General features: G+C 52.6%; 9 protein-coding genes and 1 pseudogene. 4 read left to right on the plus strand and 6 right to left on the minus strand.

What is annotated here, in order from left to right:
* Window positions 1-19: 19 nt before the first annotated feature.
* The 5 genes from O2597_RS02375 to O2597_RS02395 form a co-directional block, all read right to left on the minus strand.
* Window positions 20-1570, minus strand: coding sequence for an arylsulfatase (locus O2597_RS02375; RefSeq protein WP_269522578.1), 1551 nt, complete (start codon window positions 1568-1570; stop codon window positions 20-22).
* Window positions 1571-1638: 68 nt separating this feature from the next.
* Complete coding sequence (locus tag O2597_RS02380) at window positions 1639-2379, minus strand: hypothetical protein (protein ID WP_269522579.1); 741 nt, start codon at window positions 2377-2379, stop codon at window positions 1639-1641.
* Between the two features lie 15 nt (window positions 2380-2394).
* Window positions 2395-6276 carry a hypothetical protein gene (locus O2597_RS02385; RefSeq protein ID WP_269522580.1) on the minus strand — a complete coding sequence of 1294 codons (3882 nt, stop codon included), beginning with the start codon at window positions 6274-6276 and terminating at the stop codon, window positions 2395-2397.
* A 133-nt stretch (window positions 6277-6409) separates the two neighbouring features.
* Entirely contained in the window at window positions 6410-8305 is a 1896-nt protein-coding gene (locus O2597_RS02390; protein WP_269522581.1) for a beta-L-arabinofuranosidase domain-containing protein, read from the minus strand.
* Between the two features lie 181 nt (window positions 8306-8486).
* Window positions 8487-10478, minus strand: coding sequence for a beta-L-arabinofuranosidase domain-containing protein (locus O2597_RS02395; RefSeq protein WP_269522582.1), 1992 nt, complete (start codon window positions 10476-10478; stop codon window positions 8487-8489).
* A gap of 295 nt (window positions 10479-10773) precedes the next feature.
* On the opposite strand from O2597_RS02395, the gene O2597_RS02400 reads away from it, so the two are divergent.
* Entirely contained in the window at window positions 10774-11652 is an 879-nt protein-coding gene (locus O2597_RS02400) for an alpha/beta hydrolase (RefSeq protein ID WP_269522583.1), read from the plus strand.
* 97 nt (window positions 11653-11749) lie between these two features.
* Window positions 11750-13222, plus strand: coding sequence for a sulfatase (locus O2597_RS02405; RefSeq protein ID WP_269522584.1), 1473 nt, complete (start codon window positions 11750-11752; stop codon window positions 13220-13222).
* Window positions 13223-13269: 47 nt separating this feature from the next.
* Here the strand turns inward: O2597_RS02405 and O2597_RS02410 are convergent, their stop codons facing one another.
* Window positions 13270-14064 carry a helix-turn-helix domain-containing protein gene (locus O2597_RS02410; RefSeq protein ID WP_269522585.1) on the minus strand — a complete coding sequence of 265 codons (795 nt, stop codon included), beginning with the start codon at window positions 14062-14064 and terminating at the stop codon, window positions 13270-13272.
* Between the two features lie 121 nt (window positions 14065-14185).
* On the opposite strand from O2597_RS02410, the pseudogene melA reads away from it, so the two are divergent.
* Together melA and O2597_RS02420 are read left to right on the plus strand one after the other, a co-directional pair.
* A pseudogene (gene melA, locus O2597_RS18690) lies at window positions 14186-15466 on the plus strand (alpha-galactosidase); the annotation flags it as partial.
* Between the two features lie 996 nt (window positions 15467-16462).
* On the plus strand, window positions 16463-17437 hold the full coding sequence (locus O2597_RS02420) for a Gfo/Idh/MocA family protein (RefSeq protein WP_269522587.1): 975 nt from the start codon (window positions 16463-16465) through the stop codon (window positions 17435-17437).
* Window positions 17438-17976 lie beyond the last annotated feature (539 nt).

Consider the following 17976-nt stretch of genomic DNA (forward strand, 5'->3'; position numbering starts at 1 on the left):
AAGGGAGTGTCTAGCCGCCCTACTGTTTCTTACCTGAGATTCCCTTTTCGCACTGCTTCTCCCAGAGCGAAAACTCGCGAACCATGGCATCGACTTTCTCTGGCATTTCAGCAGCATGATCGTTCGTCTCCGTCCGATCCTTCGACATATCGTAAAGCTCCCATGGTTTATTACCTAAACGAACGAGCTTCCAAATCCCATCACGGATCCCCTGCCCCTTGCTAAAGTCATAGCCAATCAGGTATTTACGCGCAGCCAAGGGCTCTAGTGAAAATGACGGCACCAAACTCACCCCTTCCGTCGGCTTGACCACCTGGCCGTTGAAACTTTCCGGATACGTTTGCCCGGTCAGTTCCAACACCGTGCTCATCACATCAACCAAGTGTGCCGGTTCATTGAACCAAGTATTGCCTTCAGCAATTCCCTGCGGCCAATGCGCAATCATCGGCGAACAAACGCCACCCTCGTGGCTTGTTTTCTTAAACAGAGCCAGAGGCGTATTCACAACCCTGGCCCATTCTTGACCGATACACTCGTAACTCGACACACTACCTAGCTTCCCGTTGCTGCTTTCAGAGTTTTGTAAATTCTTCTTGGCATATCGTTCTGCGCTGGCGCCATTATCTGAGAAGAATAAGATGAGGGTATTATCGAGTTCGGATGCGTCTTTTAATTCTGCAATCAAGCGACCAATATTCTGATCCAGATGATCCACCATCGCGGCATGAATTTCCAGGCGCTCGGCCTCCAGCTTACGCGCTTTCTTGCTCAGCGAATTCCAATCTTTGATCTCCTGCGGATTCAGCGGTGCCGTCTCCGGATCGATCAAGCCCTTCTGAACCATACGGTCATACCGCTCCTGCCGTATCACCTGATAACCTGCGTCGTAGCGCCCCCGGTATTTGTCGATGTCCTGCTCTGGCGCATGAAGCGGCCAATGAGGTGCCGTATAAGCCATGTAGAGCAAAAACGGTTTATCTTCACCCTGATATTCCTCCAGCCAGTCAATAGCATGATCAGTGATTGCATCGGTCAGATAGAAATTAGGGTCTTCCGGGATGTATGGCTTGATCCACTGGTCGTCGACCATCCACTCTAGAAGCTTGATATTGGGAACCGGTAGACCATCCACGGTTTCCGGTCCAGGCCCCCAATAATTGGTCGCTCCGCCTTGAAAGCCAAAAAAGCGGTCGAAACCACGCTCAGGTGGACGAATGTTACTATGATTCTTTCCGCTCCAAAGCGTTCGATACCCAGCCGCCTGAGCGATCTCGCCAAAAGTCGGCCCCACATTATAATTTCCCTCCCAGGAATTCCGGCTTACATAGCGCCCAGTCAATAAGGCCGAACGCGAAGTCGTGCACTTGGAAGTATTATACATCTGTGAATAGCGAATCCCTTCAGTCGCCAGCCGGTCAAGATTGGGAGTGTCAATCTCACTTCCGTAGCAACCAAGATCCGAATAGCCCATGTCATCCACCATAATGATAATGATGTTCGGCCGGGGTGCGGCTGAAAGCGGCCAAGCGCTCAACATCGTGATGCTGCAAATTGAGAATAGAAATTTCATCTTAAACATAAACAACCTCCAGAACAAAATTTTTGGCCGTCTAAAAGAACTTTCACCGCAGCAGGCCGTCACCTATTTACTGAATCGTAAAGGTAAACGGCATCCGGATATAAAACGGTCTCAGTCGTCGTTTCACCGGTTTTCATTTCACGTTTGGCATACGAGAACAGAGTCAGAACCCGTTGTTCTTTCGAACGCAAAGGCAGTGTCTTCACCGGCGACTTGTAAAACTTCGGCTCGATCAAACCGAATGCAAAGCGGAAGCGGTCCTTTCCGGTTGAGCCAATTGAGCGGACCAGATCCACTCCGGGTGACAAAGCAACCCGCTCCTGGTCCAACAGGCAGACGATATCCAATTGCGTCAGGTTAATAATCCTCACACTCCCGCCGGGGTGCTCGATTGCGCTGTTCGACACAATTCTTGTCTTAAAACCACCCGACGCATCGCGAAAAAAGAAAATGATATACCTACCGAGCTGATCAGGCGCGCTTTCAGAGACAATAGGCTTCATGATTTCGTCACCATTCTCGTCCACTCCCTTGAGATAGAGAACGATCGAGCTCGACACTGCTAATTGATTCAGGTCGCCACGTCTCCGGTCTCCGACCACTAGAGGTTCATACTCACCAGTAATGCCTCGGAAGTAAAAACCAGGCAACGTCTCATGCGTCAGGTTGATCGCCTCGAGTCGAATTGCGACAAGCTCTTCTCCAGCTTCCTGAGCAGATATCTGCTCGGCACAAGCAAGGAAGCAAACAATCGCAAAGAGACCACCAAGCAGTAGCCTCTCACTAAAAATTCTATTCATCAATAAGTTCACGCTTTAGATCTCGTCTTCATTCAACCAACGCATCGACACAATCGTGAAACGCCGACCAAATGCATCATCTGGTTCATAGTCTTGATCGGCATCCAAGACAGGCTCTGGAACTCGCTGAACGATGGTTTCCAACCACACCTGCGAAACAATCTTCCCGTTGATAGGATCGACGACATCACCATAGCTTCGAATTTTAAAAGTATCCCCTCTTGCGGTCAACGCGGCACCAATCTCCGACAGTAAATCAGCCTGAGTAATGAATCCAGGCATGTGTGAAAGCAACTGACCGAATTCGCCGGCAGGTGCTCCGGCAATATGCTCCATATCGAGATAATTCTTTGCCGCCGGATCCACATTGAAGCGATAGGTATCCTCACTTCCGGTCGGGTTGTTATACTCACTGCGATCCACCTCGACCGGCCACACATTCATGGCACGATCAATATTCGCGTTTGTCAGCCCGGATGGATAGTTCACACCTCCGTTGATGCCGCTGACATTGATCGCCCGCTGCAGCGTGCCATTTAAGCCGCTGAGCCCTTCCAACGCATCATAAGCACTGTCGATATAGCCAAAGTAATATTGTTTATCGGCCTCACTCCGCGCATCCAACCAATAGTCGCCATTATAATCCGGCTCCACCAAGCGGCGATTCACGAAATCAGACAGCGAGAAAAACGGCCCACGCATCAGCACCTCATCTGAAATACGCTCAGCCAAAGAACGAATCATGTCGTCCGTCATATAGCGGAATCCAGCCGCAATTTTATAATAGTCGCGGGAATCCGTCACCGCCCCGTAATCGCTAATATCATTCATGCTCTCGTCGAAGGTAAAGTCGACCGGAGATCCCAATGGCTCTAACAAGCGAAAAACGGGCACAGTCTCAGCAGGATTTTGTTCGCTACCACCTTCAACCTTCAGGTCCCGGAACGATGTCAACAAAGCAACCCATGCTTCAACCGAGCTACTGTTTACATTGAGTGCTCCACGATTCATTAACCAGCGCGACGCCGTGTCGAAATCGAGCAGCTCATTGACATCCTCCAGGTCATTACGGATGACCATTCGGCTATTCGGCATATCTGAATCCCCCTTCTGGATCGACTCCAGCTCCGATTTCGAACGAGGGGCCCCGGAAAGAAAATACGAATCCCACAAGGCGTCATTCAACAGATACGACAAGTCGACCATCGTATTATCCCCATCATTCGGAACCTTGTGGAAATTACCGGCATACTTCATGCCGACTTCACGTGCATTGATCCCCGCCATTGCCTCTCGATCCACATAAGGGCTCGCTTCCGAGTTGCCGATAACAAAGGCTGGCTGCCAGGCATAATCGGCGACGTTGGCCGCCTGCAGTTGTCCCAGCGAAAGTAACTTGGAATCCGATCGCCGTATCGTGCGGAGCGGAAGGCTCGGAGCCCCCGCATACTCGCTATCATAGGCGAAAGGGAAAAAATAATTCATTAAGCTCGAACCACGGGCATAGCCTAAATCGTAATTCGCCAAATTCGCATCCCAAGGCAACCCTGGATTATCGGGCGGTAAATCAATATTAGCGTCGCCTCTCGAATAAGCAAATACGGCAAAACCATCTGCATTGGCGAAACCTCCCCCACGAACATCGTCCACGAGGGGGTGGGCATTCAAATGCTTTACGCTCAGGTTATGTGTGGCAAAGGCCCGGTAATACTGGCTTAGCGTATCCCGATGATTCGAACTTTCCGTGATGGCATCCCCCTCTTTCTTAGGCGTGCCTGGTGCGATGTAAGCCTGACCTAAGCAAAAAATCGGTGAGGTTTGAACATTCGTTCCATCGCCCGAATTGAAGCCTTGGATCTCCAGACAGAAGTCACCTCCAGTCGACATATTCGAGGCATACAGGCTACGCCACTTGCTGGGTGTATCTTCCCAGCCATTACTACTATCTTTCAGACCTCCCTCGCCATAACGCACATTGCTCATCACTAATTCGCGCTCAAAATCGCCATATTGATCCGCCTGAAAAAGCTCTTCTCCACTACTCAACCGCAAATCCATAGCGTAGAATCCACTATAGAGTCCCACGCGGGTATCCACTAGAACACGCACTTCTTCAGCCTCAGCAGGCGGAGGCGTATCTAAAGTATAGAGAGGCAAGGTCGCGGAGGCAGGTTGAAGCGCCAATAACTCGTTTTTCAGAGGAATTTCGATCCGATTCGGACTCCCCGACACGCGGGCCGCCTCAACAAATTCATCGACAGAGAATACTAGGTTCTCTCCGGGCTCGAAGCTGGCACTGAACTTAAAGACGAGTTCGGTGGTGCCTTTCCAAGGAGCGAATGCCTGAAAGGTCGAATCACTCGGTTTCTTTTCCTTATCCGACATCTTTGAATAGAGAATACCATCCGTCGACAAGTCGGCACTCGGAGTCATCGAATGAACAAAATAGGTAGCGCTGCCTTCATTCAAAATGACACCATTGGGATCCGTAAAACTTGACCCATCCGGCAGCTTGGATCCGACCCGGAAATACTCGAAGCCCATCGGATAAGTCACCCGCAGCTCATAGTCCGCACTTGAGAGCTTCGCATCAAATGGATTCCACAGAACCAGAGTAGGCAGCAAATGCAGCTTCACCTGATTGCCTTCGTAGGAAAAACCCGCAAACATCCTGAAATACCCAACGATTGGACTATGATCTTCCGACACCGCGATGCTGCTGTTTTCATCAACCAAATTACTGTCATACCAATCCCGGAGTTTACCCCAAGTCGGTATATTGTTATCCGAATGCGGGAAACCGACATTATCCGCCCCCATGCGAACATCTGTGTTGTAATTTGCCGGGTCCGGAATCGGATCGTCGTCATTCAATCCGCTGCCATTTTCGAAATAAGCGGTTAAATCCTTCTGTAAGCCGCCACGGGCCACATCCACGAGCAACCCCTGCGATGCAATCGTAAAATCATGAAAGCTCGCTCTGCTGGCATCACTGAAACGCTCATCCAGAAGAGAGAGCTGGCCTTCACTCGCAAGCACTTCCAGACGCGGATCACTCGGGCTCAAACTATCCGTGGAGCCATCATAGAACTCCTTAAACTTGGAGGTAAATTCCCATGCGGTATCCTGCGGCGCCAATAAGCGATTACGATATTCTTCACTCGTAATGCTTGTTTCCTCAGCAAAAGGATCCGTCTTCGAAATATTCGCTTTCAGTGATTCATCCCCGACCCAATAAGCGTAGTGACCGGACTCAGAATCCGTTGAAGTGATCGCCTCGCGACTCACCTTGACCCGGCCATCCAAGCCGTCCGTTGAAGCGCTGGCATTCGTTGCACTGCCTGCTCCAACGACCCACACGACATCGTCGTCAACATCCGGATCCGCCAAAACAGTATCCGGAGTGACCTCGCCGCTGACCAACCAAACCGGATCCTGATCCCGGTCCGGAAGTCCATCAGTCAGTGCGGATTCCCAAACCCCGATCCACCGTGGGTTCTTTCCATCCCACCAATCATTCAAATCACTGCGAAATTGCACGCGCCCACTGTCCGATAAGAGTGTCTTAAATCCATAGCGATCATCGGCATTGTCCTTGTAAAGCTGCTGTTTGACCTGAACATCCGGGTAAGCAGCAGTCGCCGACGCAGTGACCCGCTGATCCGGCCCCGCAGTGCGCTGTAATTCCCCGAGCGCGATATTCATGCCCAATAAGGCATTCGTCTTAGCCTTCTGGAGATTCATGCTGGATGTTGCGACCGAGGTTTCAACACTGACAACCGTCGACAAACTCAAGAGTATCAACAGGATCAAGGCCATCAGGCCAAGGGCAACAACCAAGGCAAAGCCCGCACAGTGGGAGCGTTCAGGTAAATGTTTTCGGGGAACTTGGGGCATGATTTGGCTAGAGTGGATAAACTCCCAAAATAGCGAGCGAATGTCTAGCGGCTTAAATTGGTATCTTCAAGTTACCAATTATAAAAAAAGCAACGGTCATTGCCAGCTCAGAGCTCAGGCTTCTGAAGCTCCATCAATAACCGATGGTAACGTCATGATCTTCACTCGTCTGGGCCGCTTCAGAAGCTGCATGTGAGATATCCAAGAAGGTCACTCGCCGACTGATCGCGGCCGCCAGGGGAACCAGCGTCACTTCAAACGCTTTGCCCTTGTCATCAATTAGTTTTCCACGAAGGCCGATCACTGGATTCGTCCAGGGATGCTGCAAGTCCCCGGGCAAGCGAACCACTTCAAATGTTTCACTGGGATCGATCCGACTGCCCCACTTGGAAGCGTCCGCCACATCAACGGCATATTCATATAAACCACTCGCCTCGCCGTTTCGCCAATTCGGGTTTTCAGAAACTTTGGATACCTGAGTCTCGAATGGCAGTCCAAAGGTCAGCGGCCCGCGACGTAAATAATAAGCCGACCCATCTTGAGTCTTTTCGAGCTTCACCGGAAATTTGATCGAGATCTCCACGACATCGCCGGACTGCCATACTTTCCGCAACCAGAGAAGCCCATCCTTCACTTCTGTCTCCATCCCCGGCAAATCAGCAACAACCAGTGCCCCATCTGAAGGAATGCGCACTGCGATTGGAATGTGCTTCGGTTCAGAAACCGTCACAGACAGACGCACGGAATCAGAAAATGGATAATCGGTCTGCTCCTCGATCTTCAGCTCGGTGCCATCCATCTCGGTTTCCAAAACGCATGGCATAAAGTTCATAAGCGCGAGTGCGTCGCCAGAAGGCTGCTTCATCCACCCGCTCGAAAGGTAGTAGTGCACGGGTCTGCCGGACGAAGCGGTGCAGCAGGTGGGTCGGACAATTGAGCTCAGTTGGAAATGCTTCGACAGCCCGATTTCCTTGATGGCGCCCGCTTGTGGCAGATCCGGAATCTCAAGCCGGTCATCGCAGGAGAGATACTGAAGTGCACCAAGGGGGTGAAGGCGCGCGCCTAGCGAGGCATTGAGGTAGAGGCGAGCCGCCAGCTCCGCTGCGTGCGTATCACTTTCATATTGAGCAATCCACGCCAGTGATTTGATCAGTTCAGCCTGCCCACAGTATTCGTAGAGCGCATGCCCATTGCCCAGGCGCTCCTCAATCATCTCATTGCTGACGAGTGCCCCACCCGGAGTCAGGTGCCACTGCAGCTTTTGCATCGCCGAAGCTGCCAAACGATTCGCGCCCGAAACACCCGCTACTTTCAAGGCGGAGGGCAAGTGAAATGACTCCGCAGTGTGCACGCCATGTGCCACAAAACGGGCAATGGGATCCTCGAGAATCTTGCGCCCCAAATCTAGATTACGCTGTGGATACTCGAGATAGCATTCATACATAACCGCAACGTAACGAAGATAGCATTCGTTTCCGGTCAGACGGTAGAGCTGCATCATTGCATCAATGAAAGTAATGCTATGACCATTGCCACAAGCGATCGACGCTTGCTCTCCCGTAATCCCGAACGGACCTTTCGGATAGTGTCGAATCGTCAATTGAGCCGCCTTCTCGACAGCAACTAAGACATCTTCCCGCTTCGTGTGCTCGTGGAAAGCAATCAAGGCAAGGAAGAGGTGGGCTTGCGTATGAAATTCTCCGCCTTTATCACCGTAACGAGGGTCCTCCCGAGAAAGAAACCGGCTGTCCGGGTCATAAATGCCGAGGTAGCCGTCCTCGCTCTGACTCAACAAAATCCTCTCCACATACTCCGTAATGCGCTTCACCGCAGAAGGATTACCGACCTGAAAAGCAGCATGAATAAATGACTCGTGCCAATAAGCTTCTTGTTCCCCCGGCCACCAAGTCGGCTTCTCACCGTCATGGACAATCGGACAGCACTGGGCGGCAAACAGCTCCTTAGTCACATCCTGATTAATCACATCCAGGCGTCCCGGTAGACCTTCTTCAAAGTCCTCTTTCCACATGGTTCGCAGCCAGCCCTCCGGCCGGACTTCACGCGCGGGCAGAATTTGCCACGAAAAACGCGGAGCCGCCTTAGCGCAGGATGATGGACGCTGTGCGGGTGCTATGGACTCCGGTGCGAGTGTGCTTAGGCAATCATTCATGAGTATTTGATGAGACAAATTATCCTCTACTGGTTCGCCATTAATGGCCGATGGATGCTTCGCGCCCGTCTTTTTGCTGGGCCGCTTCTTCGGGGGAGTGGCTGGTGTCGAGGAAGGTCACGCGGCGGCTGATGGCGGCGCCTTCCGGCACGAGGGTCACTGGAAACGGCTTGCCCTCGGCATCGATCAGCTTCCCTTTGAGTCCAATGACAGGCTCGTTCCAAGGATGATCAAAGTCACCTGGAAGCGAAACGGGCACAAACTTCTCGGCTGGATCAATCCGGCTGCCCCATGTCGACTGGTCTTCAACAGCAACCGCATATTCGAAAAGGCCGCCGGGCTCCCCGGTGCGCCAGTTGGGATTCTCCTCAACCTTGGTCAGGTCGGCGGCAAAACGCAGCGCGTAGGTGATCGGACCGCGGCGATAGTAGCTCGCCTTTCCATCCTTGGTTTTTTCAAGAACCACTGGCAAATCGAGCTCAAGGTCGACGACATCCCCAGTCTTCCATTCCTTGGTCAGCCAAAGGAATCCATCTTTTTCGGACTGCTCCATACCGTCTACCGGAACCACCTTCAAGCTGCCTTCCTCAGGCAAGCGGATTGCAATCGGGAAACGGGCAGGACTGGAGACGGTGAAGGCGAGCTTCACGCTATCCGAGAATGGATACTGCGTCTGCTCTTCGATCACGAGCTCCACGCCCGCGATCTCCGTGCGCAGCGTGCACGGCATGAAGTTCATCAGGGCCAGCGCATCGCCAGCCGGACGTTTCATCCACGCGCTGGACAGATAGTAGTGCACCGGGCGGCCGGCGGACGCCGGGCAGCAAGTCGGGCGGATGATCGAGCTGATTTGGAAATGCTTTGTTTTGCCCAGGTTCTTGACGCCTTCGCGTTCCTTGGCATCGGGGATTTCGATGCGGTCATCGCGCGACATGTATTGCAGTCCGCCCAGGGGATGAATCCGAGCTCCCATCGAGGCGTTGAGGAACATACGCTCGGCGCGTCCGGCAGCAACCGTGTCGCTTTGATATTGGGCGATCCAAGTGAGCGATTTGATGAGCTCGGCCTGCGTGCAGTATTCATAGAGTTCGTAGCCATTGCCGTAGAGGCCTTCCACAAACTCATTGCTCACCATGGCGCCCCCCGGTGTCAGGTGGCGGCCAAGCTTCTCCATCGCTGCCTCAGCCCGTGCTTCCGCACCGGGCAATCCGGCGACAACCAGCGCTGAAGCCCAGTGAAAGGATTCAGCCGTATGAGCACCATGACAGTGAAAACATGCTTCATGATCATCAAGAACCTTAGGAATCAAGTCGTGATCACGGGGAGGATGCTTGGTGTAGCTCGAATACATCAGCGCAACGAAAGTAAGATAGCGCTCATCACCGGTGTGGCGATAGAGCTGCATCATCCCGTCGATGAAAGAGCCGGAGTGGCTGTTTCCTCCCACGAGCGGAGTCTGTTCACCAGCAGTTCCGAACGGTCCGTCCGGATAACTGGCGATGGTTAATTGCGCGGCCTTCTCAACAGCTTCAAGGACCTCGGCGCGTCCGGTGTATTCGTAGAAAGCAATCAGCGCCAGGAAGAGGTGGACCTGCGCGTGCAACTCCCCGCCAAACTCACCGTATTGGACATCATCGGGCCGCAGAAGACGACTTGCCGGATTGTAAATCCCCATGTAACCGGAAGGCCCCTGACTGCGCAGAACGGCTTCGACATAGTTTGTGGCGCGCTGTATCGCGGCCTCATCCCCCAACTGGAAAGCCGCGTGGATATACGCTTCGTGCCAGTAGCCTTCCTGTTCGCCCGGCCACCAGGTCGGCTTCTCGCCATTGTGCACGATCGGTGAGTTCTGTGCGGCAAACAACTCCTGCGCCACATCGTGATTGATGACATCCAAGTGCCCCGGAAGGCCCTCCTCAAAGTCTTCTTTCCACATAGTGCGCAGCCAAGCTTCCGGACTGATTTCGCAAGCGGGCAGAATCTGCCAGGAGAAACGCGGGGCAGTATTGGCACTGGATGATGGAAATTGCATTGTCTTGGGCATCTTTTTGAGGGGTGAGTTCAACGAATCATTCATTCTAATTTTTCTATTTGGTCGAAGGCTAACTTCAAAGGTTGTTGTCTTAAAAGAAAAAGCTTCCTCGGAAAGTATAAGCAAGGCACGACGAACTTATTGGTCAGTCCATGTTACCAATATTTCAACTTTGCCTCCCTACCCTGCTCACATTCGACTCAGACATGCCCCTGCGTTTAACGAGGCAACATCGAGCTGCCGCAAGCGTTTCACTTTAAATCCCCCCCCCTAGACCGAAAGTCCAAGTTCAGATATGCCGTATTCAATTCAATTCCTACTCATGCTGGTCGCCTCAATAACTGCGATGGCAGTCCGTTGCGCCGCACAAGAAACCTTGAACCTCTGGCCGGGAGAGCAGCCACCAGGCTTCGTGGCGAACAACCAGGAAGAGACCATCAGCGAACGCGGCCGCATTGATAACGTCAAGACGCCGACCATCACCGTCTTCCCTCCGACCGACGGCGTCAATACCGGTCTGGCGCTCATTGTTTGTCCAGGAGGCAGTTACACTCATCTGGGCTGGAATACCGGAGTCGTTGACACAGCCCGTTATTTCAATCAGCTAGGCATCACCGTCATCGGCCTGAAGTATCGAGTCAGACCTCTATACAAGATAACGCCAACCGATCGCAGCCTGCCGCTCCAGGATGCGAAGCGGGCGGTTCAACTGGTCCGCTCCCACGCCGCCGAATGGGGCATCGATCCTCACAAGATTGGCGTGATGGGTATCTCTGCCGGTTCCAACCTGACTATGACCTTGGCGGATGAATACGACACCGGCGATGCCGCCTCGGCTGACCCGATTGCACGCTTCAGCAACCGGCCCGATTTTGTGGTGGCCGGTGCGCTCTGGCATTGGAAGCAAACTGAGTCACCGTTCAAGTTCGACGCCGACACGCCCCCAGCATTTCTGGTGCATGCAACCAATGACCCCGTAGCACCGGTTGAACTGGCCTATGCGGTCCGGGATCAGTTGAAGAGCGTCGGCGTTCCGGTCCATTTGGATCTCTACGACCATGGCCGGCACGGCGTCGCCCAATTGACGGCCCGACGCCTCCAACAAAAAGACCCGACCACCGAGTGGCCGGAGCACCTTCTGGCTTGGCTTGAAAAAAATGGGATCACAGATTGACCGAGTCCTAAATGGGTCCCTGAATGCTTCAAATGCCCCGCATGCCACAGGACTTATACGACCGATGGTCTCCACTTCGTGTTAGCATAGGTATAAAATGAAATATTACACAAACAGAACTTACGGTATTGTCGCCAGCTCACTGATAGCAGCATTTTTCGGTTTGCTTTTCGGAGTATCAACTTCGGCACATGAGCTTCCGAACGTAGTTGTCTTCCTCGTTGATGATCTTGGCTATATGGATATCGGCGCCAACAACCCGGACTCTTTCTACGAAACGCCAAACATCGACAATCTGGCTGAATCGGGAATGTGTTTCACCGATGGATACGCAGCCAACCCGGTCTGTTCTCCGACACGCTACAGCCTGATGACAGGCAAGTATCCAACACGGGTAAAAGCGACCAACTTTTTCTCAGGCAAACGCAAGGGGCGCTTCGCGCCAGCCCCACTCACCGATCGCATGGAGATTGAAGAAATCACGCTTGCAGAAGTTCTCAAAGGTAGCGGATACATGACATTCTTCGCCGGCAAATGGCACCTGGGGCCGACAAAGGAATTCTATCCGCAGAATCAGGGTTTTGATGTTAATATCGGAGGTAATCACAACGGCGGACCTAGAACAGGAAATGGGTATTTTGCACCGTTTGAGAACCCTGAGATAGAAGTGGAAAGCCCTGAAGGTGACCACCTGCCTGATCGACTTGCCCGCGAAACATGTGCCTTTATTCGGGAGAACAAAGACAAACCCTTTCTGGCTTACCTTTCGTTTTATTCGGTGCATACCCCTTTGATGGGGCGCCCGGATCTAGTCGAGAAGTATGAGAAGAAGGCAATGGAAGTCACGGCTGTAGAGTTTGCCGAAGAAGAGCAGGTATTCGGTGACACTCCCCGCATGGTGCGCATCGCCCAGAAGCACGCAGTCTATGCCGCCATGGTGGAGGCGATGGACCTTGCGGTGGGCAAAGTCCTTGATGAACTGGAGGCGCTGGGACTCGCCGACAATACGATCATTGTATTCACTTCGGATAATGGGGGGCTCTCCACTTCAGAAGGTCTGCCCACCAGCAATTTGCCCCTCCGTGGAGGCAAAGGCTGGCTCTACGAGGGTGGTATTCGTGAGCCGTGGATCGTGCGTTATCCGGGGACAACCAAGCCTGGTTCAAAAAGCTCGGAGCTCATCTGCTCGATAGACCTTTTACCCACAATCGCAGCGGCTGCAGATATCCCGATCGAACACCCAATCGATGGCGTCGATATCACTCCGGCCCTGAAAGGCGAGAAGCTGGATCGAGAGGCCTTATACTGGCATTACCCACACTATTCCAATCAGGGTGGCATCCCGGGAGGAGCCGTGCGCATTGGCGATTATAAACTCTTTGAACGCTATGAAGATGGACGTGTTCATCTTTACAATTTGAAAGAGGATATTGGCGAACAAAACGACCTCTCCGAATCAATGCCCGAAAAGACGGCAGCCATGCGAGCCAAGCTTCATGCATGGTATAAAGAAGTAAATGCGGAGTTCTTACAAGAAAACGGGGAATCCGGTTCCCCCTGGAGGCCCTGAGCATCGGATCAGCGAACCGGTAGAGGCCCTCGGCGCACAGGTCAAAACTAAGCTATTTCAGATTTACGATATTTGAGCGGCGTTTTACCGAAGCAACGTCGAAACGCCCGAATAAACGCATCCGAGTCCCGATAACCGCAGTGCTGGGCGACGTGCTCGACCCGTGCGAAACTCGAGGTCAACATCCGGCGCGCATTCTCCATCCGCTTGGACAAAAGCGCCTGCCCGGGACTCTGCCCGTAGCGCAGTTTGTAAGACCGGCTGAAATGCTCCCGGCTCAGACCGGCAACCCGTGCGACATCCTCCACTGCAATCGGCTGCTGGTAATGCGCATTCATGTATTCTTCGGCAAAACTAAGCGGATCCCTTTGCCAAGGTTGCGCCTCGGCCTGTCGGGCCAAGGCAATCAAGAGCGCATAGGCCAATGTCGTCTCGTGGTAGATATCATGAAAACTTCGTTTCTGACAACGAAGCAGACACTCGGAAAAAAGTCGGTCAGCCTCGGAACCTTCAGGAATCGAGATGACCGCCCCTGTCCGCGCCTTGATCGTCTCGTAAATCTGAATACAACTACCCCCATACATCACAATAAACTCGAGCGCATAGGCTTCGTTCCCGTCTTTCGGATACCCATATCGGGAATTGTCACCATGCCTGAACAACATTGCTTCAGACTGGCGAACTGCCTGTAAAACCCCGCCTTCTTCAATAAAGCCTGTTCCAGACAAGGTTCGCTGCACCACAATGAGGCTCGTATCCGACCGAATGGAATTATCCCAATGGTAATCGGGAGAATGTTCGATCTGACGGTCTGCCCAAAGTATGCGTGTGTAAGGGTTCAAAACAGCATTAAAATCACAAAAAGTCGATTTTTTGTCAAATCCAACATCTTGAAACAACCAAGAATGTTCGTTTCTATTAGCATCCTACAAAAGCCCCAGAAACTCAAATCACAAACCCACGATTATAATGTCTTGTAAAATCACTCTTATCGGCGCCGGATCCGTCGTTTTCGCAAAAACACTGATCGGCGATATCCTGCAATTTCCCGAGCTATCCGATGTCCAAATATCCTTAATGGACATCAACCCCGACCGATTGAAGGTCGCCGATATCATGATGAAGCGGATCGTCGAAAAACTGGGCGTCAAAGCCACAGTGGAATCCACGCTCGACCAGAAGAAAGCCGTTAAAGGAGCGAAGTATGTCATCTGCACACTGCAAGTCGGCGGCTACAAGCCGTCGACCCGACGCGATTTCGACATTCCCAATAAATATGGACTCCAACAAACCATCGCGGACACCCTCGGCGTGGGTGGTGTTTTCCGCGGGCTGCGAACCATTCCGGTCATCAACCAAATCGCACAGGACATTGCAGATCATGCGCATCCCGACTGCCTATTTCTGAACTACAGCAACCCCATGGCAATGAACTGCTGGGCAGTCGCGGAAGGCGTCGGCATTCCACACGTCGGACTATGCCACTCAGTGTTCGGCACGGCACGCATGCTTTCGAGCAATATCGGCCTGCCCTATGAAGACATGAGCTATCTGGTCGCAGGGATCAACCACATGGCCTTCTTCCTCAAGTTCCAATACAAGGGTCAGGATGCCTACCCCCTCCTTTACAAAGTATTGGAAGACCCGGAGCGCGACTTCGAAAAGGTCCGATACGAAATGATGCGCCGGACCGGATATTTTGCCACTGAATCGAGCGAGCACCAATCGGAATACGTCCCCTACTTCATCCACCACGGCAAGGAGATGATCGATAAATTCGACATTCCAATCGACGAATACATGCGCCGTTGTGAAGCCATTATGGCAACCTGGGAGAAAACGGAATCCGATCTGCTCGGGACTGGAAACTCAATTGATGTCGCACCTCAGTCGCAGGAATATGGATCTTACATTATTCATTCGCGCGAGACCAACACCCTGCGCACCGTTTACGGCAACGTGCCAAACACAGGCTTGATCGACAACCTCATGCTGGGCTGTTGCGTGGAAGTGCCCTGCCAAGTCGACGGAACCGGACTGAATCCTCTCCGTATCGGCAATTTACCCGATCAACTCGCTGCGCTCTGCATGACCAATGTGAATGTGCAACGCTTGACCGTGTCCGCTGCGCTCACGAAGAAACGCGAGCACATCTACCATGCGGTCATGATGGACCCACACACCTCCGCCACCTTACCCTTGGATAAGATTTGGGCGATGTGCGACGAGCTCATCGAGGCCCACCAAGCCGATGGTTACCTGGGAGAATTCGAGCCCGTCATCAAAAATACCGGACGAGGTTTTAAGGGCATCGGCGACCGAATCATTGCCAGAGCCCAAGCAGTCAACGCACGCCTCGACGAGGCAGGCAGCACCTTCGCATTGAATGTGACCTTTGAGAATCCGAGCAATGAAGACATCACAATGAGTGCTGAACTGATTAGTTCCGATCCGAATCTGAAACTGGAAACCAGCACTCTCGAAAACATCAAAGTTGCCGTAGGCGAAACCGTTTCGAAAACCATAGAAGTAACCATTATCGCGCCGATCGAGACGACCGTCGAAGTCGAATTGATTACCGATCAACCCAATACACTCGCTGTCGGCGCAAGCCTAATGCCACGGAAGCTCCTAAAAGCGGACAGCAGCGGTAAAGCACCCATCAAGATCGATCTCGCAGGATTTGAAGCAGTCACTGGTTCAGTTAGGCGGAATGGTGATATGCTCGATCTCGAGTTCCGTGTTCTCGACTCTAAAGTCAAACCGTTGCCGAATACCCCGCATAAAGGTTCCTGCATCGAACTTTTCTTTGCCAAAGACGCCAGCTCTCCGATTACACAGTTCTTCCTGGTTCCAGGCGAAAACGAAGGCGCAGTTCTAATGACTGTTGGAAGGCATGTCCTCGACACGATCCCAGTTCAATCGGAACGGACTCAGATCGACTACACGGCACGATTCAGCCTGCCCGCAGAAATCGCCAAAGTATCGGCAGCAGGCAGTTTCCTCTTCGACGCCATTGCCAACCTCGGTGCCCTCGGCGATGCCCACTCTGGCGGCCGGACCTGCCTGGGAGGCCAGTTCAACAGCAGTGTCAGCTCGGCACACTATCACGAAATCCGCAACTAGAGCATCTGCGCCCCGACTGGAAGCAAATGGAATTGCCGCCAACCCTTGATTAAGCTGTAACAGTCGTACTCGCAGTTGGACTCATTCTATTGTGAGTGCTCGACTCGAATGAAAATGGATACGATTAATTGGGGAATTATTGGCTGCGGGGATGTGACGGAGCGAAAAAGCGGGCCAGCCTTTAATAAGGTGCCGCATAGTCGACTGGCGGCTGTGATGCGGCGTAATGCGGCTGCGGCTGAGGATTATGCCCGTCGCCATAAGGTGCCCAAATGGTATGCGGATGCCGATGCGTTGATCGCGGACCCTGACGTAAATGCGATTTATATCGCAACGCCTCCGGGCTCACACTACGAGCTGGCCTTGAAAGTGGCTGCCGCCGGGATGCCATGTTATGTGGAAAAACCGATGGCCCGCAATGCCGGGGAGTGTGCCCGGATGGTTGAGGCCTTCGAGCAAGCCAAGCTGCCGCTTTTTGTCGCCTATTACCGACGTTCGCATCCGCACTTCCAGCGGGTAAAAGCAATCATCGATTCGAAACAGCTCGGAGAGCTGCGTCAGTTGAATTATGATTTCGCCTGTGGCTCGATGTTGTCCGTGAATGCATTGGACCAGTGGCGTTATAATCCGGAACTGGCGGGAGGCGGCTTATTCTGGGACCTGGGGAGCCATGCGCTAGATCTCTTTGACTACTGGCTTGGCCCCTTACTCGATGTATCCGGGCATGTCATTAACCGGACAGGCAACACTGCAGTTGAAGAATTGGCTGGAATGACAGCGCATTCAGCGGCGGGTGTGGCAATACAGTGCACTTGGAATTTCATCAGCTCCGAGCACTTGGATACCGTGACACTGCGCTTCTCCGGCGGGGTACTCCGTTGTTCAATGTTCGGGCATGCGGACCTACACATCACCGACGCATCCGGCGAAGAACGGGTAGAATCATACGAGTTGCCGGAAAATGTGCAGCACTATCTCATTGCAAACATTGTCGCGGCATTGCGCTCCGACGAACCCGCACTCAGCACCGGGGCAAGCGGTCTACGAACGAACCGTGTCATCGATCTGGTCGCGGCGAATCGCTATTGAGCATCCCATACGGAGAACGATCGAACCGTTCCGGATGCCAAGCCATCACTGTCAATATTCTGCGACAAGAGTCCCAATCTATTGAGAGTTGAAGGTGTCGGGACTCGTTCCGAAGCGACAAGACCGGATGCAACGCAGACCGGACCAATGCCTGAGAATTGCTCTAATTTTGCCAATAATTGACGATAGTCATCCCTCTGACCAAAGGAAGGGAGGCTTCCAATATCGGGCGGATCGTTAAGTATATTCCCCTTTTCTCGACTCGCTGGATTTTATCAATCCGACTTCCCTCCAGCCTTTCGGCCCTCTCGACGTTGCTTCATGTCCGCAATGACATCCTCTTGTGTGAGGATTTGCTTCTTTGAGAACTTAGTTGGCTTCGGTGATGCCTTCGATTTGGACTTTGCGACTTTCATATCTTCGCTAACCAAGAGCAATTTGATGGATACGTTGAACTGCTTCGATGGAGGTCTTGGCGATTGCCTTGAAACTTTCAGACATTGAAGGGGAGCCGGCCACCCTCTGCCAGAAGATGACGG

The organism is Coraliomargarita parva, from assembly GCF_027257905.1.
Lineage (GTDB): Bacteria > Verrucomicrobiota > Verrucomicrobiia > Opitutales > Coraliomargaritaceae > Coraliomargarita_A > Coraliomargarita_A parva.

Bases quoted from the DNA above. Each gene is read 5' to 3' on its own strand.
- O2597_RS02375 (WP_269522578.1), bottom strand. From the start codon at position 1,570: ATGAAATTTCTATTCTCAATTTGCAGCATCACGATGTTGAGCGCTTGG.
- O2597_RS02380 (WP_269522579.1), bottom strand. From the start codon at position 2,379: ATGAATAGAATTTTTAGTGAGAGGCTACTGCTTGGTGGTCTCTTTGCG.
- O2597_RS02385 (WP_269522580.1), bottom strand. From the start codon at position 6,276: ATGCCCCAAGTTCCCCGAAAACATTTACCTGAACGCTCCCACTGTGCG.
- O2597_RS02390 (WP_269522581.1), bottom strand. From the start codon at position 8,305: ATGTGGAAAGAGGACTTTGAAGAAGGTCTACCGGGACGCCTGGATGTG.
- O2597_RS02395 (WP_269522582.1), bottom strand. From the start codon at position 10,478: ATGCAATTTCCATCATCCAGTGCCAATACTGCCCCGCGTTTCTCCTGG.
- O2597_RS02400 (WP_269522583.1), top strand. From the start codon at position 10,774: ATGCCGTATTCAATTCAATTCCTACTCATGCTGGTCGCCTCAATAACT.
- O2597_RS02405 (WP_269522584.1), top strand. From the start codon at position 11,750: ATGAAATATTACACAAACAGAACTTACGGTATTGTCGCCAGCTCACTG.
- O2597_RS02420 (WP_269522587.1), top strand. From the start codon at position 16,463: ATGGATACGATTAATTGGGGAATTATTGGCTGCGGGGATGTGACGGAG.